Source organism: Xanthobacter sp. SG618 (assembly GCF_012932745.1).
In the GTDB taxonomy this organism is placed as follows: Bacteria; Pseudomonadota; Alphaproteobacteria; order Rhizobiales; family Xanthobacteraceae; genus Xanthobacter; species Xanthobacter flavus.
Genome location: NZ_JABBHL010000006.1, coordinates 230,540 through 249,756, shown reverse-complemented (window position 1 = coordinate 249,756; position 19,217 = coordinate 230,540). Strand labels below are relative to the sequence as shown.

The window sequence follows — 19,217 nt, the reverse complement described above, 5'->3', positions numbered from 1 at the left end:
ATATTCGCTTATTCGTAGTTTTGAATATTTTGATCGGAATGCGGAGCCGGGATGACCGTGCGCCTCATGAGCCGGTCACCTTCACGGAGGCATTGGGGGCGATCTTCACGGACTTGGTGTCAGTCACGTAGCGCTCCACCAGCTCCCACACCGGCGGGCCTTCCACATTCTGGGCAACGGAGGCCCAGCCGGCGACCGTATAGGCCTTGTCGGCCTCCAGCGGCTTGCCGGTCTTGAGGAAGGTCAGGTCGGAGATGCGCTGGCCGGAGCCCTTCGACACGTCGATAGCGTAGCCCACGCCGCCGACGCGCACCATGTCGCCGCCGCCCTGGAAATAGGGATCGGGATTGAAGATGTTGTCGGCCACGTCCTCCAGCACGTCCTTCAGCTGCCGGCCGGTCATGGTGTTGCGGTAGCAGGCGGGATAGGTGATGGCGGTGGCATTGGCCACGGCATCGAAGGTGATGGGATCGCCCGGCAAGAGCGTGCCACCCCAGCGGAAGCCGGGGGAGAGGGCGATCTCCGCGTCGCGCTCCTTCATGATCGCGTCGCAGATCATGTCGTCGAACGTGCCGTTGAAATTGCCCCGGCGGTAGAGAAGGCTGTCGGCGCGGCCCAGCTCGCGGGAAAGATCCTTGGCGTAGGGCGCGCGGATGTCCGTCACGAGCTTCGCCATCTCCGGGTCCGGCGCGATGACGTCCGAGAACACCGGGATGAGCTGGAAGCGATAGCCGGTGACCTTCCTGTCTTTCACGTCGAGATCGAGGCGCGACACGAACTTGCCGTGGGAGCCGGTGGCCACCAGCAGCGTCTTGCCCACCTCCACCACGCGCGGCATGGCATCATGGGTGTGGGCGGTGAGGATCACGTCGATACCGGAGACGCGGGACGCCATCTTGCGGTCCACGTCGAAGCCGTTGTGGGAGAGCACCACCACCGCATCGGCGCCGCCGGCGCGGGCGGCGTCCACATGCTTCTGCATGTCCTCCTCGCGGATGCCGAACTCCCAGTCCGGGATCATCCAGCGCGGGTTGGAGATGGGGGTGCGGGGAAAGGCCTGGCCGATCACCGCCACCTTGGCGCCGCCCTTCTCGAAGGTCTTCGCGGCCTCGAACACCGGCTCCTGCCATTCAGCGGAGCGCACGTTCTGGGCGAGGAAGGCGAAGGGCGCCTTCTCCTTGATCTCGGTAACGCGGTCGGCGCCGTAGGTGAATTCCCAATGGCCGACCATGGCGTCCGTGCCGAGGGCGGAGAACACCTTCACCATGTCCTCGCCCTGCGTCTTCAGCGAGGACCAGGAGCCCTGGAGCCCGTCACCGCCGTCAAGCAGCAGCACCTTGTCCGCCCCGCGCTCGGCCCGGATGGCCTTCACGAGGGTGGCGATGCGGTCCACCCCGCCCATGCGCCCATAGGTGCGGGCGAGCTGGGTGAAGTCTTCCGAGGTGAGGGAATAGGCGTCGCGCGTGCCGGCCTTCAGGCCGAAATACTTGAGGAAAGCTGCATCGGTGAGGTGCGGCGGCACGCCCCGCGCATCGCCCACGCCGAGATTGGTGGAGGGCTCGCGGAAATAGAGCGGCACCAGCTGGGCGTGGATGTCGGTGATGTGCAGGATGGTGAAGGTGCCGGCATTGCCGAACTTCAGGAGGTCCGCCTGGCTCAGCGCCTGCGCGCCGACCGCCTGTGCCAGCCCCGTGCCGGAGGCGGCGAGCAGGCCGGCGAGGGCCGTTCCGGCGGACAGAAAATCGCGCCTTGAGATCATGAGGGCCACGCTTTCTCAGGTCATGGCGGGAGCGCCCACCGGATCAGCGATCCGATGGCACCTCCACCGACAACGGAACAATGCGAGGGGCGCCGCCTCAGGCGACGGTGAGCTTCGCGGTGGCCTTCTGCTCGGCGCCCGCGTCATCCTTCCAGGTGAAGGTGAACTCGCCGCTCTCCTTCGCCTTGAAGAAGAAGGACTGGTAGGGGTTCGCCGAAATGGAGGTGAACCACTCCGCGGTGAAGAAGGGCTTGCCGTTGAACGCGGCCTGGAAGTTGTTGATGATGTCGCGCGGCACGGTCTTGCCGGCGGCGTCCTTGCGCTGGCCACTTTCCATCTCGTGCGAAATCAGGGTCTTGATCTCGATGATCTCGCCCGCCTTGGCCTGGGCAGGCACGCGCACGCGCGGCTGGGACTTGAGGGCCATGGGTTTCCTCCGGTTTCTGCTCGGCGGCGCTCTGGCGCGCGCCTGTTCTGTTCTTTTGTGTCTTGGGGCAGCGATTCGTCTGTCGAATCAGCCGCCGCAGCCGCCGATGGTGACCTTCACCTGCACCTTGGCCGAATAAAGCTGTCCGCTGGACATCTCCGCCACGGCGATGACGTTCTGCGTCTGGGCGAGGCGCATGCGGGTGGAGGCGGAGGCTTTCCCGCTCTCGGGGGTGAAGTGATAGGTCACCACCTGCGGCAGCGGATTGCCGTCGGCGAAGACGTGGACGGACTTCACGAAGTCCGCCTCGGTCATCGGGCTTTCCACATCGATGTTGATGGGCACGACGAGGCCGTTCTCGGCGATCTCGGGCATGTCGAGCTTGATCTTGCCCTCGCCCATGGTCTTGCCGGCGAACAGCTTCTTCATTTCGTCCGCCACCTGTGCCTCGGTGGCAAACGCCATGCGCGGCGCCAGCACGGCGGCGAAGGCGGCAAGACCCGCGAGCTTCAGCGCGCCACGGCGTGTCGGGAGGCCGTGCGCAGACAGGCCGCGCGTAGGGAGGCCGCGCGTAGGGACAAGGGTGGCGTCGAGACGGGGCGGCATGCGTTTTCCTCCTGGCACGACCGGCACTTGAGGGCCGGCTTTTGGCGTTGTTCTTGTTGAATCTCGTCCCCGTGACGGCGGTGGTCGCGGCGGATCAATTTCACATATTGTGATATCGAATTTTTTGAATGTAAAGTAGCTCCTATCCGCTGATCGCATCCATCTATGAGGGATGGAGCGTCGCAGGTGGATCGCCGCGGCTCAAGGGCTTCACGCAGAAGGCCCCACGCCGCGGACGTCTCGCTGGGGAGGATACATGCGACCCAAAGCCACGTTTCTCACATGCCTGTGCGCCCTCGCATTGGCGCTCTCACCTCTTGTCACGGCCCGCGCGCAGGACGATGCGAGCGAGAAGGAGATCGAGCGCTACCGCGCCATGATCAACGACCCCATGGCCAATCCCGGCTATCTCGCCGTGGACCGCGGCGAGGCCATCTGGGCCGATCCGCGCGGCACCAAGAACGTCTCGCTGGAGGCCTGCGACCTCGGCCAGGGGCCGGGCAAGCTGGAAGGCGCCTATGCCGCTTTGCCGCGCTATTTCGCGGATGCCGGCAAGGTCATGGATCTGGAGCAGCGCCTTTTGTGGTGCATGGACAAGATCCAGGGCGTCGACATCAAGCCCATTATGGCGAAGCCCTTCTCCGGCCCCGGCCGCGGCTCGGACATGGAGGATCTCGTTGCCTTCATCGCCAACAAGTCCAACGGCATGAAGATCGACATCCCGCTTGCCCATGCCAAGGAGAAGGAGGCCTATGCCATCGGCGAGGCGCTGTTCTACCGGCGCTCGTCCATCAACGACTTCTCCTGCTCCACCTGCCACGGCGATCCCGGCAAGCGCATCCGGCTTCAGGGGCTGCCGCAGCTCGACAAGCCGGGCAAGGACGCCCAGCTCACCATGGCCTCCTGGCCCACCTACCGCGTCTCCCAGAGTTCGCTGCGGACCATGCAGCACCGGCTGTGGGACTGCTATCGGCAGATGCGGATGCCTCCGCCCGATTATGCCTCCGAAGCCGTCACGGCGCTCACCGTCTTCCTGCAGGCGCAGGCGGCCGGGGGCGAGCTGAACGTGCCGTCCATCAAGCGCTGAGGGGAGGAAGAGCAATGAAGACAATCATCATCGCCGCGGCGCTTCTTCTCCCGCAGGTCGCCCCCGGAATCGCGCTCGCGCAGCAGATCCCCCCTGCCCCGCCCGCCGTGGTGGACAGGGTGGTGAAGGAGAGCTTCACCAAGCTCCCGGACGGCTGGGCCGCGCGGCTCGTGCCGGACGAGACCATGGAAATCTGCTCGGTCACGCGCAACCAGCCCTCCGCCAAGCAGGCGGAAGCCATCATGGCCCGCGAGGCCAAGACGGTGAAATATCCGCAGGGCAGCGTGCTCGGCGACTGGAAGAAGGGGGCCGAGGTGGCCCAGAACGGGCGCGGCGGCCAGTTCTCCGATCCCCCCGGCACGGTGAGCGGCGGCAATTGCTATGCCTGCCACCAGATGGACCCGAAGGAAGTGAGCTACGGCACCCTTGGCCCGAGCCTCCTCAACTACGGCGCGGACCGCAAATTCTCCGCTGAGGATGCGAAAGCCGCCTACGCCAAGGTCTACAACGCGCAGGCCGTGTTCGCCTGCTCGCCCATGCCGCGCTTCGGGCACAACGGCGTGCTCAGCGAAGAGCAGATGAAGGACGTGGTGGCCTATCTGTTCGATCCCAACTCTCCGGTGAACAAGTCGGCCAAGTGATGGGCAAGGCGGGGATGCTCCGGCGTCCCCGCCCTTCAACCCTTGCCCTGCTTGCCGAGCCACGCATCGAAGGGCTCGCGCGCATAGGCACCCTCCGCCACATAGCGGAACAAAGCGGAGAATTCCGGCCGCGGCAGCAGGCCCGGCATGCGGGCCACCTCCTTGGGCTTTCCATCCACCTCGGCGAAGAACTGGAAGGTGGGCGTGGCGCGGATGCGCTCGCGCTGGCCGAGCGCCTTTTCGGTGAGCCGCGCGCCGTCGAGGAAGGTCACCTCCCGCGCGCCGAACAGGTCCAGATGCACGATGTCGAACGCCTCCCGGATGGGCGTCTCGATGGCCGGATCGGCGAAATAGGCGGTGTGCAGCTCCTTGCAATAAATGCAGCCGCGCTGGCTCCACTGCAGCGCGAAGCCCCGCCCCTTCCCGCGCGCGGCGGCGAAGTCCTCGGGCAGATCGAGGAAGCTGTCCACATACCAGTCCTCGGTATAGAGCCCGTCATCGCCGAGGCGCGCCTTGGCCTGCGCACGGGCGGGAAGGAGCGCCGCCGCGAGCCCGGCGGAGGCCTGAAAGAGGTGCCGGCGGCTGAGCGTGGGGTCTGCCATGGGTGGTCCTCCCTATCCGATGCGGCCGAGGCCAGGCGCGGCGTCGAGCAGCCATTGGGCGATCTGGGGCATGAAGCCGGTCATGAAGGCGATGCCGGTGAGGATGAGCAGCCCGCCTGCGATCTTCTCGACCAGCCCGAGCCGGCTGCGCGCCGCCCGCGACCAGGCGAGGAACCGCTCGGTGAAGGCGGCGGCGATGAGGAAGGGAATGCCGATGCCGGCAGCATAGATGGCGAGCAGCAGCATCCCCCGGCCCACCGACGCCTCGGCCCCGGCGACGAGCAGGATCGCCGCCAGCACCGGCCCGACGCAGGGCGACCAACCGAAGCCGAAAGCCAGCCCCACCACATAGGGCCCGATGAGCCCCGCCGGCCGCGCCATGGGCTCCAGCCGCGCCTGCCGGTAGAGGAGCGGGATGCGCACCAGTCCCGTCATGTGCAGGCCGAACAGCACCAGCAGCGCGCCGGAGAGCAACGTGAGGGTTTCGATGTGCTCCATCAGCACCCGCCCGAGGGAAGATGCGGTGGCCCCCAGCAGCACGAAGACGGAGGCGAAGCCGAGCACGAACAAAAGCGCCGCCCCGAGCACGCCGCGCCGCGCGGGCGCCGTTTCCGTGCCCTCGGTCGCGGCACCCGCGAGGAAGCCGAGATAGGCCGGCACCAGCGGCAGCACGCAGGGCGAGGCGAACGAGAGCAGGCCGGCAAGGAACGCCCCTGCGAGGCTGACATCGAGAGACATGCTCCTCCCCGATCGTTGGAAACCGCGTCTTCCAGGGTGCGCGGATTGGTCCTTGCTCAAGATATATGCGAATGCGATAATATGTCTCGTGAAATCCACGTCGGGATTGTGAATTCATGCGCCCTTCAGCGTGCCTGATGCTCGCGGCCGGCCTCCTCGCCGGGGGTCTTTGCGTGGCCCTCGCGCCGGCCGCCTCGGCGCGCGAGCTGCTGATGTTCGAGCGCAAGGGCTGCGCCTATTGCCTGAAGTTCGACCACGACGTGGCGCCCATCTACGAAAAGACCGACGAGGGGCAGCGCGCGCCGCTCCGGCGCGTGGACCTGTCCGACGGCACGCCGCGCGACGTGGTGCTGGCGGCGCCGGTCCGCTTCACGCCCACCTTCGTGCTGGTGGACGAGGGGCGCGAAGTCGGGCGCATTACCGGCTATGCTTCGGACGAAGCGTTCTGGGGCCTGCTCGGCTCGATGCAGGACACCATGACGGACAGAATGGCAGGCGCGCGGCCGTGAGGCCGCCCCGCCGGGATTGAGAAGGCAGGCACATGTCGATCGTTTCCAGGCGACTTGAGGACGAGCTGCGGGAAGGCCCGGAGATCTCGCCCGAGCTTGACCGCCTCATGCGCAACGCCCGCAAGGCGAGCGACTTCCTAAAAGCCCTCTCCCACGAGAACCGCCTGCTGCTTCTGTGCCTGCTGGCGGAGGGCGAGCGCTCGGTGACGGAGCTGGAAAACATCCTCTCCCTGCGCCAGCCCACCGTCTCCCAGCAGCTGGCGCGCCTGCGCCTCGATGATCTCGTCACCACGCGGCGCGACGGCAAGACCATCTATTACAGCCTCGCCAACGATGATGTGCGCCGGGTGATCTCGGTGATCTACGACATGTATTGCGGCACCTCCGCATCGGACGCAAAGTAAGCTTCAGAAAAAATGCGCCGGGCCGGCGACGGGACGCTTCACAAGTCCCGCTCCGGCCGTCTCAGGGAGGAGGGCGCGCAATGGATGTTTCAAGCCCCTGGTGGACCGCGCTCGCCGGTCTCGCCGTGGGCGGGGTGGTCGGCTTCGCCGTGTTCCGCGCCCGCCTGTGCACCTTCGGTGCGCTGGAAGACGCCATGGTGGGCCACGACTGGCGCCGCATGAAGGTGTTCGCGCTCGCCCTCGGCCTCGCCGTGCTCGGCACGCAGGCCCTCGCCATGGCCGGCATCCTTGCCCCGGACCGCACCAATTACGTCACCACCGCGCTGCCGTGGCTCGGCATCCTCACCGGGGGCGTGCTGTTCGGCCTCGGCATGGCGCTGGTGGGCACCTGCGCCTTCGGCTCGCTGGTGCGCCTGGGCTCGGGCGACCTGCGCAGCCTCGTCGTGCTGCTGGTGTTCGGGGCGGTCGCCTACGCGACCCTGCGCGGCATCTTCGCCGGCATCCGGGTGGACGGGCTGGAACGCGTCGCGCTGCTGCTGCCGGCCGGCACCGCGAGCGACCTGCCCTCCATCATGGGGCGCCTCACCGGGCACGATTTCCGGGGCATCCTCACCGCCGTCGCGGGCGTCGCGCTGGTGGCGCCGGCCTTCGCCGACCGCAGGCTGCGCCGCGCCGGACGGCTGATGACGGCCGGGGTGATGCTGGGCCTCGGCGTGGTCGCCGGCTGGCTCGCCACCACCTGGCTGGTGGACGAATTCGCCCACCCCACCCCCCCGCAGAGCCTCACCTTCGTCTCGCCGGTGGCGCGCGCTCTGTTCGGCGTGCTGTTCGAGCCCACGAGCCTCGCCGAGTTCGGCGCCGGCAGCGTCTTCGGCGTCGCCCTCGGCGCCTTCGCCGCTGCACGGCTCGCGGACGAGTTCCGCTGGGAGGCGTTCGACGACCCGCGCGAGATGAAGCGCCATCTGCTCGGCGCGGTGCTCATGGGCGCGGGCGGCATCCTCTGCGGCGGCTGCACCATCGGGCAGGGCCTGACGGCCGGTTCCCTGTTCGCCTTGTCCTGGCCGCTCGCGGTGGCGGGGATGGCGGTCGGCGCGCGGCTAGGCATCGCGCTGCTGATGGAAGGCTCGCTGACCGGCTTCGTGCGCCAGAGCGTGGCCGGCCGCTTCGGCTTCCACAACAAGCCCTGACGGCGCGCCTCAGGCGGCGCCGCGGGGCCACACGATGGTCGCCCTCAGGCCGTCGCCGTCGCGGCGGTTCTCCAGCGTGAGCCGAGCGCCGGCGCGAGCGGCGGCCATGGTGGCGATGGTGAGCCCGAGGCCGCTTCCCGCCCCGCTCCGGCTGCGCCCCCGGTAGAAGCGGCGCGTCACCAGCGGCAGCTCGTCCTCGGGAATGCCCGGCCCCTCGTCCTCCACGCACAGCCCGCCGGCGCAGGGACGCCAGGCGATGGTGCCGCCGCCGGCCATGTGCTCGACGGTATGCTCGACGGCGTTCTCGTGCAGGTTCCGCAGCATCAGATGCAGCGCCTCGTGGTCGCCCTTCAGCTTCAACGCGTCGAGGGCGTCGTCCACTACCACATGGGCCGTCGCGGGCTTCGACGTCTGGCGCACGATGTCGCGCAGCAGCGCACCGGCCTGCGTCTCTCCGGAGGCTTCGAGCGGCGGGGATGGCGTGCCTTCGAGCTTGGCGAGCGCCAGCAGTTGCCGCACGAGACGGGTGGTGCGGTCCACCGAGACGAGGATCTGCCGCAGCGCGCCCTCGCGCGTCGGCGCATCATGCGCCGCCAGCGCGATCTGGGCCTGCGTCTTCAGGCCGGCGAGGGGCGTGCGCAATTCGTGCGCGGCGAAGGCGGTCACGTCGCGCTCCTGCCGCCGCGCGGCCTCCACCTTGGCGAACAGGCCGTTGATGGCCTCCAGCAGCGGGCGGATCTCGGCCGGAGCCGCGGCGGGCGCCACGGGCCGCATGTCCTCGCCGTCGCGGGCGGCAATATCGCCGGCCACCGCATGGAGCGGCGCGAGCCCGCGGCCGACGCTGATCCAGATGAGCAGGCCGAGCAGGGGCACGACGAGGATCACCGGCGCCAGCAGCCCCGCCACCAGATCGCGCACCAGCCGGTCGCGCAGGCCGATGCGGTCGCCCACCATCACCCGCACGCCCTTCTCCGGATCGAGGATAGTATAGACCCGCCACGGCTCGTCGTTGACCACGCGCTCGGAAAAGCCTTCCGCGGGCCCCGCCAGCGCCTCTTCCGGCGCGCCGCCGGATTTCGCGACGAGGCGCCCGTCCAGCGACCAGATCTGGCAGGAGAGCTGGCGCTCGTAGCCGGCCTCCGGAGGAGCCGTCGCCTGCGCTACGGCCTCGGCGGCCGCGATGTTGCCGCCCGCCACCAGCGAATGGACCATGCGCGCCGCCTCCTGCAGGCGGGTGTCCAGAACGTGCTCCAGCTCGCTGCGGCTGGAGGCGTAGATCCAGCCGGTGGCGCACAGCCAGATGACGCCCGTCGCCGCCAGCAGGATCAGCACCAGCCTGCGCTTGAGCGAGGTCATGCCGGCCCCCTGACGCGATAGCCGAGGCCGCGCACGGTCTCGATGGTCTCGCGGCCGACCTTGGCCCGAAGGTTGTGGATGTGCACCTCCACGGCGTTGCTCTCCACCTCCTCCTGCCAGCCATAGAGCCGCTCCTCGATCTCCATGCGGGAGCGGATCACCCCGGGCCGCTCCATGAGCGTGGAGAGCACCGCGAACTCGCGCCGCGACAGGGCGATGGACTGCCCGTCCAGCGTCGCCGCGAGGGTGGCGGGATCGAGCACCAGCGCCCCCACCTTGAGCAGCGGGCCGGCGCGGCCGTGGCCGCGGCGGGCGATGGCGCGCACGCGGGCGTTCAGCTCGTCGAGGTCGAAGGGCTTGCCGAGATAATCGTCGGCGCCGCCATCGAGGCCGCGCACCCGGTCCGGCGCCTCGTCGAGGGCGGTGAGCAGGAGGACGGGCGTCGTGTCCCCTCGTGCGCGCAGGCCGGCGAGCACGTCGAGGCCGGAGCCGTCCGGGAGCATCACGTCGAGCACCACCGCATCGAAGCGCGCGGCCGCGAGCGCCGCCCGCGCATCAGCGCAGGTCGTCGCATCGTCCACCGTCGCCCCGGCGAGGCCGAGCCCCACCTTGAGGCCGTCCATCAGGACCGGATCGTCCTCGACGACCAGTATGCGCATCACACCACTCCCCTTGCCCCTTCCCTTCTACCCCGACCTTAAGGCCCGCTTAAGGTGGGCATCCGAGGGAGCGTTCATGGTCGCGAACACGCCCCGCCCTCCCCTGTCGTACCTCCGCCGCACGTGCGCCGTCCTGGCGCTGGCCGTGCTGTCGGCCATCGGCGCCGGCCCTGCGCTGGCGCAGGGTCGCATCCTGAAGGCGGACGAGGCCTTCACCGTCTCGGCGATACGGGCGACCGACGGCGGCCTCTCCCTGAGCTGGCGCATCGCGCCGGGCACCTATCTCTATCGCGAGAGCCTGAAGGCCGGGATGGGAGGCGCCTCCGTCCCCCTCGCCTTGCCGCCGGGCGAGGAGAAGGACGATCCGAATTTCGGCCCGGTGGACATCTATCACCGCTCCGTCGCGGCGCAGACCAGCGGCCTGCCGGCGACGGGGACCATGGACATCTCCTTCCAGGGCTGCGCCGAGCAGGGGGTCTGCTACCCAGCCGTGAAGCGGCAGGTGGATCTCGCGACGCTCGCCATCACCCCCGCCCGTCCGCCCGCCGAAGCCTTGCCCACGCCGGACCAAGGGAGCAGCGCGTCGCCCCGCGAACCTGCCGCAGCGCCCGCGCCCGCCGCGCAACCGGCCGCCATGGATGCGCTGTTCCAAAGGGGCCTGCTGCCCCTGCTGGGGGCCTTCTTCGGCCTCGGCCTGCTGCTCGCCTTCACACCCTGCGTCTTCCCCATGCTGCCGATCCTCTCCGGCATCCTCGCCGGGGGCGGCGCGAAGCCGACACCGGCCCGTGGCCTCACCTTGTCCGGCGCTTATGGCCTGGCCATGGCCGCCGCCTATGGCGTGCTCGGCATGGGCGCCGCCTGGACCGGCGCGAACCTTCAGGCGGCGCTGCAGACGCCATGGGCCATCGGGCTGATGGCCGCCGTGTTCGTCGTGCTGGCCAGCGCCATGTTCGGCCTTTTCGATCTCGCCGTGCCCTCCGCGCTGGCGGCGCGGCTGCCGTCGGGCGGGCGCGGCTCCATCGCGGGGGCGGCGGGGCTCGGCTTCGCCTCGGCGCTGGTGGTGGGGCCGTGCGTGACGCCGCCGCTCGCCGCCGCCATGCTCTATGCGGCGCAGACGGGAGATGCCGCGCGCGGCGCCTCCGCTTTGTTCATGCTGGGCCTCGGCATGGCGGCGCCGCTGGTGGCGGTGGGCGCGTTCGGCGCGCAGATCCTGCCCCGCTCGGGACGCTGGCTTGTCGCCATCAAGCAGGGCTGCGGCGTGCTCTTCCTCGCCATCGCCGCATGGCTCGCGGCGCGCGTGCTGCCCGATGCTGCCGGCCTTGCCCTCTACGGACTTCTCGCCATCGGCCTCGGCGTATTCGCTGGCGGTTTCGATGTGTTGGCCTCCCACGCCGACGCCGGCCGCCCGATAGGCAAAACCTTGGGCAAGACGGCAGGCATCGCCGCCGTGGCGTGCGGGCTCCTGCTGCTGGTCGGTGCGGCCGGCGGCGCGAGCGATCCACTGCGCCCCCTCGGCTTCCTCGCCGCGCCGTCCCGCCCGGTCATCGCGGAAGCGCGGGAGGTGCGGGTGTCATCCCCCGCGGCGCTGACGCAGGCACTCGCCGCCCGTCAGGACGGCCGCCCCACCCTCGTCTCCTTCACCGCCGACTGGTGCACGGTCTGCAAGTCCAACGAAACGACGATGGCTGCGCCGGCCGCAGCCGCGCGCCTGTCCGGGCTGGATCGGATCGCCGTGGACGTGACCCGGTATGGCGACGGCGCGCAGGCCCTCATGGGCCGCTACGCGGTCATCGGCCCGCCCACCCTCTTCCTCCTCGATCCCACAGGACGCGAGGTGCCGGGATCGCGCCGCGTGGGCGCGCTGACCCTCGCCGACATCGACCACCTCGCCATTCAAGCGGGCCTCTGACCCCATGACCGAAGGACGACCCATGCGACGCAGGGACTTCATCCGCATCGCCGCGCTCACGGCGCTCGTGCCGGCCGCGCTGGCGGGCACGCGCGGGGCACGGGCGGAAGGCGTCGACGTCAACGCCATCCTCCGCGACCCGGCCGCGCCCACGTTCGGCAATGCGGACGGCGACGTCACCATCGTCGCTTTCCTCGACTACAACTGCCCCTTCTGCAAGAAATCGGCGCCGGACCTCGCCCGCGTGGTGAAGGAGGACGGGCACATCCGGCTCGTCTACAAGGACTGGCCGGTGCTGACCGAGGCTTCGGTCTACGGCGCGCAGCTGGCGCTCGCGGCGACCTATCAGGGGCGCTACGAGACGGTTCATAACGCCCTGATGGCCATCCCCGGCCGCCGCATCGAAGAGCCGACCATGCTGAAGGCGGTGGCCGGCTCGGGCGTCGACCTCGACCGGCTGCTGGCGGACCTCAAAGCCCACATCGCGGACATCGGCGCGCTCCTGAAGCGCAACGCGGCGCAGGCGGAGTCCCTCGGCCTCAGCGGCACACCCACCTATCTGGTCGGCCCGCTGCTCGCCTCCACCCTCGACTATTCGAGCTTCAAGCGCGCTGTGGCCGAAGCCCGCCGCCGCCAGACCGCGGGGGAATGATGCCGCACGTGGATCCTCTCTCCGCCGCCAACATGCTCTCTCGTCGCAGCCTGTTCACCACCCTCCTCCTGCCGCTGGCCCTCGGGGCCTGCGTGACGACGCAGGAGGAGATGCCGGTGAAGGCGCCGCACATCGCGCCGACCGATGCCGCGCGCTATGGCGCGCTGGAGGACAATGGCTTCCGCATTCCCGCCGCTGATCCCGACGACATCAAGCCGCGCAACGTCCGCCAGCTGGTGAGCAACCCCACCGGACAGGAGCCGGGCACGCTGGTGGTCGATCCCCGGAACCGCTTCCTCTATCTCGTGCAGGAGAACGGCAAGGCGCTGCGCTACGGCGTGGGTGTCGGCCGCGAAGGGCTCGAATTCTCCGGCACGGCGAATGTGGGCAACAAGCGCGAATGGCCGAGCTGGCGGCCCACCGACGCCATGATCGCCCGCGAGCCCGCCAAGTATCGCCCCTGGGCCGGTGGCATGGCGGGGGGCGAGACCAATCCCCTCGGTGCCCGCGCGCTCTATCTGTTCAAGGACGGCAAGGACACGCTCTACCGCATCCACGGCACCAACGAGCCGTGGACCATCGGCGAGGCGGTCTCCTCCGGCTGCATCCGCATGATGAATCAGGACGTGATCGACCTGTACCGCCGCGTGCCGAACGGCACGAAGGTGGTGGTGCTTCCCGTCTGAGTCCTCCAAGCCTGCGCGGCGCCTGAGCGAGGCAACGCAACACTTTCACCCTTTCCACCCGTCCATTGTCCCGCGACGGGGGGATGCGCGAGCGCCCGGACCCTGCACGGCCCGGGCGCTCGTTGTTTCAGGCGGTCAGTAGCGGGCGTCCGCCGGCTTCTTGTCCTTCGGCCAGTCGTTCACCTTGGGGGCGAAGTCCGGCCGCGGCATGTGGCTGAAGTATTCGGCCACATCCACCGCCTCCTGGTCGGTGAGGCCGCCCTGGCCCAGCGGGAAGCCGCCGTGGAAGCCGATGGGCATGTTGCGCTTCACGAACGCCGCGGCCGTGTAGGTGCGCGCCATGCCCGCGCCGATGTTGAAGGACTGGTCGCCCCAGAGCGGGGGATAGACGAAGGCGCCGGCGGCGTCCTTGATCCCCTCTCCGTTCGACCCGTGGCAGACGGCGCACTGGGCGGCGTAGACCCTGGCGCCGTTCTCCGTATCCGGCTTGATCGCCTGGCTGATCTTGCCGACGCCGCGGCCCTCCACCTTGTCCTCGGGCTTCGTCTCCCGCTTCATCCAGTCGAAATAGGCCACCATGGCCTTCATGTCGTCGCCGTCCTTGGCCAGCGGCTTGCCGTTCATGGAGCGCAGGAAGCAGCCGTTGATGCGGTCTTCCAGCGTGATCTCCCGTCCGGCCCGCGGCGCGTAGCTCGGGAAGAAGGCGGAGACGCCCACATAGGGCGAGCCGTCGGCCACCGTGCCGGCATTGAGGTGGCAGCTGGAGCAGTTCAGCACGTTGCCGACATTCTTCGGCAGCAGAGTGTGTGTCTCGGTATTGAGGCGCATGCCGCGCACCAGCTGGGCCGCATTGGGCTCCTTCAGCACATCCGCGATGCGCGGTGTGTCGAAGGGCCGGGTATCCACCTTCGGGTCGAGCGTCGCGCGCGCAGCCTTCACCTGCGCGGCCGTGACCGGCGCCGCACCGCCGCCCCAGCTGGCACGGACGAAGGAGAGGATGTCGGCGATCTCATCGTCCCCCAGCCGGGCAAAGCCGGGCATGGTGAAGACGCGGGCATGCGCCTGCGTCTGCGCCGTCGCCCAGCCGGTCAGGGTGATGTGGACGAGCGTCGAGGGGTCCTTGGCCGCGACCGTCGGATTGCCGCCGAGGGGCGGGAACACCTTGGCGACGCCGGCCCCGTTCAGGCGATGGCAGTCGGCGCAGAACTGGGCGTAAGCGAGTCCGCCACGGGTGGTGAACATGGCCGCGGGAATGCCGGTGTCCGGCGTCGCCGGGCGCGGCGCGCGCGGCTGGTCGGTGGGCAGGCCGCCGAGATAGGTGGCGATGGCCACGAGATCGGCGTCGGTGAAGTTCTGGGTGGAGTTGTGGATTACCTCGGTCATGGAGCCGGAGACGGTGCCGAAGCGGTTCTGGCCGGTCTTCAGCAGTTCCACCGTGTCATCCACGTCGCCAAGGCCGCGCAGGTTGACCGCGTTCCATTCCTCGACCTTTGAGCCCGCGAGGAACGTTTCGCCGCTGCCGTCCGTGTCGGACATGGCGCGTTCCTGGAAGCCGATGCCCCGCGGCGTGTGGCAGGCGCCGCAATGGCCGAGGCCCTGCACCAGATAGGCGCCGCGATTCCACACCTCGCTTTTGCCGGCATCGGCGACGAAGGGGTGGCTGTCGAGGAACATCTCGTTCCAGAAGGCGAGCGTCCAGCGCTGGTTGAAGGGGAAGCCGATACCGGACGGCCGGTTGGGGCTGTCCACCGGTGCCACGCCCTTCATGAGGTAGACGTAGAGCGCGTACATGTCGTCCGGCGACATCTTCGCATAGGACGGGTACGGCATGGCCGGGTACATGTGGGTGCCGTCGGCGGTCACACCCTTGCGCATGGCGCGGTCAAAGGCGCCGAAGCTGTAGCGGCCGATGCCGGTCTTCGGATCGGGGGTGATGTTGGTGGAGTAGAGCAGGCCGAACGGCGTCTCCAGCCCGCGCCCGCCGGCCATGGGCTTTCCGTCCGCCGTGGTGTGGCAGGCGACGCAGTCTCCCAGTTCGGCGATGTACTTGCCCCGCGCTACCAGCTCCGGGGCTGCCGCCTGCGGCAGCGTGCGGCCGCCATCATCGATGCGCGGCGGGGTGACGATCCACCCGAAAACCGCTGCGCCAACCACCGCAACGCCGGCTGCGGCCGCCGCGAGCGTCTTCAATCGCGGCCTGCGCCGGATTGTACCTTCGTCGTTCATGGAACGACCTCCTGTCATGGCCGGCGCCTCGAAAGCACGCACGAACCCTCCCGGAGAAACGGCTTCCCGTCCCTCCGGCGATTCGCGGCTGCTGTCGCGCCGCCGTCCAAGTCCCGCGCGGCGACACTACGCCCGCACCGCAGCTGGGCATTGACGCACCGCAACTGTGAAATTTCCCGCGCGCCTTGCAGCGCAGGCCCGACGACCTATCTGGACAGGAGAAAGGAACGGCCGCGTGCGAACCGGTTTCGGCGCCCGGCGGTCGTCATCGACATCATGTCCGACAAGATCATCATCCCCTGCCCCCATTGCAGGCAGCTCAACCGCCTGCCCGCCGAGCGGCGCGGCGGCGGGCGTTGCGGTTCCTGTGGGCAGGCCCTGTTCACGGGGCATCCCGTGGCGCTCACGACGGCGGCGTTCGACCGGCAGATCGGCTCGGACGACCTGCCGGTGCTGGTGGACTTCTGGGCCGGCTGGTGCGGCCCCTGCCGCGCCATGGCGCCCGCATTCGAGGCCGCCGCCGCGGCGCTGGAGCCGCGCGTGCGGCTGGCCAAGGTGGATACGGAAGCCGAACCGCAGCTCGCCGCCCGCTTCCAGATCCGCTCGATCCCGACGCTGATCCTGTTCCGTGGCGGCCGGGAAATCGCCCGCCAGAGCGGCGCCCTCTCCGGCGGGCAGCTCCGCGCCTTCGTGGACCAGCACGTCGCCGCTGGCGCGGCGCGCTGAACCATAACGGTGCCCGTGCGCGCTCGAGGCCACGCTCAGTGGCAGGCCCCGGCCTGATCGCCACCGGCCGACTGTGCCACACGGATGATGGCATCGGCCACCCTCTGGTGAAGGCTCGCCGGCAGATGGTGGCCCATGCCCTCGACCAGCAGGAATTCGGCGCCGGGGATTGAAGCCGCGGTGTCGGCGCCGCAGGCCGGAGGGATCAGCGGATCGCACGCGCCGTGGATGACGAGCGCGGGCACGGCGATGGTCGCGAGCCGGGCACGGCGGTCCCCCGCCACGACCATGGCGGCGAGCTGCCGGCCCACTCCCCGGGGATCATGGGCGCGTCGCGCCTCCTCCAGCACGAGGGAGCGGTGTGCGCCGTCATCCACCGGATGCGCCGGGCCGGCGATGCGGTGGGCGAAGGCGAGGCTGTGGGCCACGAAGCCCGCTTCGTCCATCACCGGATCGGGCGCGGGGCGCATCATCTTGGCAAGAACGTCCGGCTCAGCCTGGGGCAGCGCCGGATTGCCGGTGCCTGACATGATCGAGGTGAGGGAGAGCACCCGGCCGGGATGCTCGCTCGACATGATCTGCGCGATCATGCCGCCCATGGACAGGCCGACCACATGCGCCCGCGGGATGGCAAGGGCATCGAGCAGGCCCACCGCGTCGGCCGCCATGTCGTGAAGGGTGTAGGGAACCTCCGGCCGCCGCCCCGCCATCAGCCCGGCAACAAGCGCGCCGAGGTCCGGCGGCGCGTGCTGGTCGAGATGGGTCGAGCCGCCGGCATCGCGATTGTCGAAGCGGATCACGCGAAAGCCGTACCCCGCGAGGGCCGCGCAGAACGCATCCGGCCAGCGGATCATCTGAACGCCGAGGCCGGCGATCAACAGGATCGCCTCGCCGTCCAGCGGGCCGAAGCTGTCGAAGGCGATGTCGAGACCGTTGGCTTTCACGCGGGGCATGGCGACGTCCGGAAGAGAGGGCCCGCCATTAATACCCGGATCAAATTTCAGTCAATACTACCCGGATCAAATTCTCGGATTCGCTTGTCCCAGAACCACCGCCAGCGCATCGGCGAGACCGCGCTCCAGCGAGCCGCCCGGTCCCTCCGTCAGGACGGGAAGTTCCAGCACGTCGCGCAGGATGCTGAACCCCATCAGCAGCGCCGCCGCCAGCGCCGCGCGCTGCGTGGCGTTGGCGTCAAGCTGCGTGCCCAGGGGCGCCACGAAGTCCTCGATCACCACCGCGCGCAGCACCGCCGCCGCCTTCGGGCTGGTGAGGGAGTGGATCAGGATGCCCATCGGCCCGGCCTCGCAGCCCGCGTCCGCCTTGGATTTCGACACCACATGGGCCGCCAGCATCCGGGCCGGATCAGTGCCGAGATCATCGAGGAACTTCTCGGTCTGCATTACCCGCTTCACCGCCGCATGGAACAGCTGCTCCTTGGAACCGAAGGCGCGATGCACATAGGCAACGTCCACGCCTGCATCGGCGGCGATCTCGCGCAGCCCGGTCTGGTCATAGGACTGCCGCGAGAACCGCCCGACGGCCGCCTCCAGAATGCGCTCCCGCCCCGAAGCGGGAGCCGAGCTGTCACGGGTCTTGGTCATCACATCCGTCCTCGTCCGGCCTCAAGGCGTAGGAGGCTGCGGGCGAGAGGTCAACACCTGTTGACTTCGGCCTGCGGCTCGCGCTACAGGGATAGCAGAACCGAGGGGCGCGAGGTTCCGCAGCGGAGTTTTCCATGTCTGTGCACCGGCGCGCGCCCCCTGAAGATGCATCTCCTGGACATGTGCCCCCCGACCGCGCCGCAGGGCGCGGCTGCGGCGCGGCGCGCCGGGTCATGAACAGAACGGCCTGATCCCCCATGCAATCCCTGTATCGTGCGCCGGCGGCGAACGCCGGAGCGGGCGACCGTTCGCCTGTGCGGCGGCCGACGGCCACGCTGATCTGCATCCTCGCCCTCGCGGGCCTGCTCGCCGCCTGCGACGGGCAGGGAACGGCGAAGGGCGCGCCGAAGGAGGCATCCCACACGACAGCCGAGTCGACGCGACCCGCCCTTGTCGTCCGGGCCATGGCTGTCACGGTTGCCGATCGTGCCACCTCGGTCTCTCTGACGGGGGACGTCGAGGCCAAGGTCCTCACCCAGCTCTCCTTCCGGGTCGGCGGGCGGGTCTCGGAGCGGCTGGTGGACGTGGGCGCTCACGTCGCCGCCGGCGACCTTCTCGCGCGGGTCGACCCCACCGAGCAGCAGGCCGACCTCGACGCGGCGACGGCCACCGTCTCGGCCGCGGAATCCCGGCTGCGCGTCGCCACGTCCAATCTCGATCGGCAGTCGACGCTGCTCGCCAAGGGCTACACCACCCGCGCCGCCTACGATCAGGCGACCGAGACGGCGGGCGCGGCGGAAAGCGCGCTGGAGACCGCGCGGGCCCAGCTTGGAACGGCGCGGGATGCGCTGGGCTATGCCGAGCTGCGCGCCCGCGCGGCCGGCATCATCACCGCCCGCACGTTCGAGGTCGGACAGGTGGTGCAGCCCGCCCAGTCGGTGTTCACGCTGGCCGAGGACGGCACGCGCGATGCGGTGTTCGACGTCTATGAGACCTTCTTCCGCAACAGCGAGACCGACCGCATCAGGATCTCGCTGGTCTCCGATCCCAAGGTCGCCGCGGACGGGCGCGTGCGGGAGGTCTCCCCGGTCATCGATGCCAGCAACGGCACCGTGCGGGTGAAGGTCGCCATCAACGCGCCGCCGGATCTAATGGCCCTCGGCAGCCCGGTGACCGGAACGGTGACGTGGAAGGCGACGCCCCGGATCGTCCTGCCCTGGGGCGCGCTGGCCTCCGACGGCGGGGCCCCCGCCGTCTGGCGGATCGATCCGAAGACCCATGCGGTCTCCCTCGCCAAGGTCGCCGTGGAGGCCTTCGAGACCGGCTCCATTGTCATCTCCTCCGGGCTCGCGCCGGGAGACCTCGTGGTGGTGGACGGCGCCAAGCGCCTCAGCACCGGCCAGACCGTCGACTACACACTGGAGAGCGGCTCGTGAGACACG

Annotated in this window: 20 protein-coding genes; 10 read left to right on the top strand and 10 right to left on the bottom strand. The window is 69.4% G+C overall.

The window, feature by feature from the left end; translation table 11 throughout:
* Positions 1-64: 64 nt before the first annotated feature.
* The 3 genes from soxB to soxY all read right to left on the bottom strand — a co-directional run bounded on the left by soxB (position 65) and on the right by soxY (position 2,792).
* The gene (gene soxB / locus FHT36_RS17520) at positions 65-1,759 is read right to left on the bottom strand and encodes a thiosulfohydrolase SoxB (RefSeq protein WP_169123871.1); all 1,695 of its coding nucleotides are present in this window, start codon (positions 1,757-1,759) and stop codon (positions 65-67) included.
* Positions 1,760-1,856: 97 nt separating this feature from the next.
* Complete coding sequence (soxZ, locus tag FHT36_RS17515) at positions 1,857-2,186, bottom strand: thiosulfate oxidation carrier complex protein SoxZ (protein ID WP_169123768.1); 330 nt, start codon at positions 2,184-2,186, stop codon at positions 1,857-1,859.
* An 87-nt stretch (positions 2,187-2,273) separates the two neighbouring features.
* The gene (gene soxY / locus FHT36_RS17510; RefSeq protein ID WP_169123767.1) at positions 2,274-2,792 is read right to left on the bottom strand and encodes a thiosulfate oxidation carrier protein SoxY; all 519 of its coding nucleotides are present in this window, start codon (positions 2,790-2,792) and stop codon (positions 2,274-2,276) included.
* A 256-nt stretch (positions 2,793-3,048) separates the two neighbouring features.
* On the opposite strand from soxY, the gene soxA reads away from it, so the two are divergent.
* Positions 3,049-3,879, top strand: coding sequence for a sulfur oxidation c-type cytochrome SoxA (soxA, locus tag FHT36_RS17505; RefSeq protein ID WP_169123766.1), 831 nt, complete (start codon positions 3,049-3,051; stop codon positions 3,877-3,879).
* Positions 3,880-3,893: 14 nt separating this feature from the next.
* Positions 3,894-4,520 carry a sulfur oxidation c-type cytochrome SoxX gene (gene soxX / locus FHT36_RS17500; protein ID WP_169123765.1) on the top strand — a complete coding sequence of 209 codons (627 nt, stop codon included), beginning with the start codon at positions 3,894-3,896 and terminating at the stop codon, positions 4,518-4,520.
* A 35-nt stretch (positions 4,521-4,555) separates the two neighbouring features.
* Here soxX and FHT36_RS17495 read toward each other — a convergent pair whose 3' ends face one another.
* Complete coding sequence (locus tag FHT36_RS17495; protein WP_169123764.1) at positions 4,556-5,122, bottom strand: thioredoxin family protein; 567 nt, start codon at positions 5,120-5,122, stop codon at positions 4,556-4,558.
* Positions 5,123-5,134: 12 nt separating this feature from the next.
* The gene (locus tag FHT36_RS17490) at positions 5,135-5,860 is read right to left on the bottom strand and encodes a cytochrome c biogenesis CcdA family protein (RefSeq protein WP_169123763.1); all 726 of its coding nucleotides are present in this window, start codon (positions 5,858-5,860) and stop codon (positions 5,135-5,137) included.
* Positions 5,861-5,976: 116 nt separating this feature from the next.
* Between FHT36_RS17490 and FHT36_RS17485 the strand changes: the two genes are divergently transcribed.
* From FHT36_RS17485 to FHT36_RS17475, 3 genes are all read left to right on the top strand, one after another.
* Positions 5,977-6,369, top strand: a complete 393-nt coding sequence (locus tag FHT36_RS17485) for a thioredoxin fold domain-containing protein (protein ID WP_169123762.1) — start codon at positions 5,977-5,979, stop codon at positions 6,367-6,369.
* Between the two features lie 32 nt (positions 6,370-6,401).
* Positions 6,402-6,773, top strand: a complete 372-nt coding sequence (locus FHT36_RS17480) for a metalloregulator ArsR/SmtB family transcription factor (RefSeq protein ID WP_169123761.1) — start codon at positions 6,402-6,404, stop codon at positions 6,771-6,773.
* Positions 6,774-6,853: 80 nt separating this feature from the next.
* On the top strand, positions 6,854-7,960 hold the full coding sequence (locus tag FHT36_RS17475) for a YeeE/YedE family protein (protein WP_169123760.1): 1,107 nt from the start codon (positions 6,854-6,856) through the stop codon (positions 7,958-7,960).
* A gap of 9 nt (positions 7,961-7,969) precedes the next feature.
* On the opposite strand, the gene FHT36_RS17470 is transcribed toward FHT36_RS17475, so the two are convergent.
* Together FHT36_RS17470 and FHT36_RS17465 are read right to left on the bottom strand one after the other, a co-directional pair.
* On the bottom strand, positions 7,970-9,316 hold the full coding sequence (locus FHT36_RS17470; protein WP_169123759.1) for an ATP-binding protein: 1,347 nt from the start codon (positions 9,314-9,316) through the stop codon (positions 7,970-7,972).
* A complete protein-coding gene (locus FHT36_RS17465; RefSeq protein ID WP_169123758.1) occupies positions 9,313-9,975 on the bottom strand; it encodes a response regulator in 663 nt (220 codons plus the stop codon). The genes FHT36_RS17470 and FHT36_RS17465 overlap by 4 nt, the downstream gene beginning before the upstream one ends.
* Before the next feature lie 76 nt (positions 9,976-10,051).
* On the opposite strand from FHT36_RS17465, the gene dsbD reads away from it, so the two are divergent.
* From dsbD to FHT36_RS17450, 3 genes are read left to right on the top strand one after another with little or no spacing between them, the layout of a single operon-like run.
* The gene (gene dsbD, locus FHT36_RS17460; RefSeq protein ID WP_169123757.1) at positions 10,052-11,884 is read left to right on the top strand and encodes a protein-disulfide reductase DsbD; all 1,833 of its coding nucleotides are present in this window, start codon (positions 10,052-10,054) and stop codon (positions 11,882-11,884) included.
* A 22-nt stretch (positions 11,885-11,906) separates the two neighbouring features.
* Positions 11,907-12,536, top strand: coding sequence for a DsbA family protein (locus tag FHT36_RS17455; RefSeq protein ID WP_169123756.1), 630 nt, complete (start codon positions 11,907-11,909; stop codon positions 12,534-12,536).
* On the top strand, positions 12,536-13,222 hold the full coding sequence (locus tag FHT36_RS17450) for a L,D-transpeptidase (RefSeq protein WP_210257842.1): 687 nt from the start codon (positions 12,536-12,538) through the stop codon (positions 13,220-13,222). Before FHT36_RS17455 ends, FHT36_RS17450 begins: the two co-directional genes overlap by 1 nt.
* Positions 13,223-13,357: 135 nt before the next feature.
* Here the strand turns inward: FHT36_RS17450 and FHT36_RS17445 are convergent, their stop codons facing one another.
* The gene (locus tag FHT36_RS17445) at positions 13,358-15,448 is read right to left on the bottom strand and encodes a c-type cytochrome (protein ID WP_169123754.1); all 2,091 of its coding nucleotides are present in this window, start codon (positions 15,446-15,448) and stop codon (positions 13,358-13,360) included.
* Between the two features lie 276 nt (positions 15,449-15,724).
* Between FHT36_RS17445 and trxC the strand changes: the two genes are divergently transcribed.
* A complete protein-coding gene (gene trxC / locus FHT36_RS17440; RefSeq protein WP_169123753.1) occupies positions 15,725-16,174 on the top strand; it encodes a thioredoxin TrxC in 450 nt (149 codons plus the stop codon).
* 35 nt (positions 16,175-16,209) lie between these two features.
* Here trxC and FHT36_RS17435 read toward each other — a convergent pair whose 3' ends face one another.
* Both FHT36_RS17435 and FHT36_RS17430 read right to left on the bottom strand, forming a co-directional pair.
* Positions 16,210-17,127 carry an alpha/beta fold hydrolase gene (locus FHT36_RS17435; RefSeq protein ID WP_169123752.1) on the bottom strand — a complete coding sequence of 306 codons (918 nt, stop codon included), beginning with the start codon at positions 17,125-17,127 and terminating at the stop codon, positions 16,210-16,212.
* 66 nt (positions 17,128-17,193) lie between these two features.
* Positions 17,194-17,775, bottom strand: a complete 582-nt coding sequence (locus tag FHT36_RS17430) for a TetR/AcrR family transcriptional regulator (protein WP_169123751.1) — start codon at positions 17,773-17,775, stop codon at positions 17,194-17,196.
* Between the two features lie 257 nt (positions 17,776-18,032).
* Here FHT36_RS17430 and FHT36_RS17425 point away from each other — a divergent pair, with 257 nt between their 5' ends.
* The gene (locus FHT36_RS17425; protein WP_169123750.1) at positions 18,033-19,211 is read left to right on the top strand and encodes an efflux RND transporter periplasmic adaptor subunit; all 1,179 of its coding nucleotides are present in this window, start codon (positions 18,033-18,035) and stop codon (positions 19,209-19,211) included.
* Positions 19,212-19,217 lie beyond the last annotated feature (6 nt).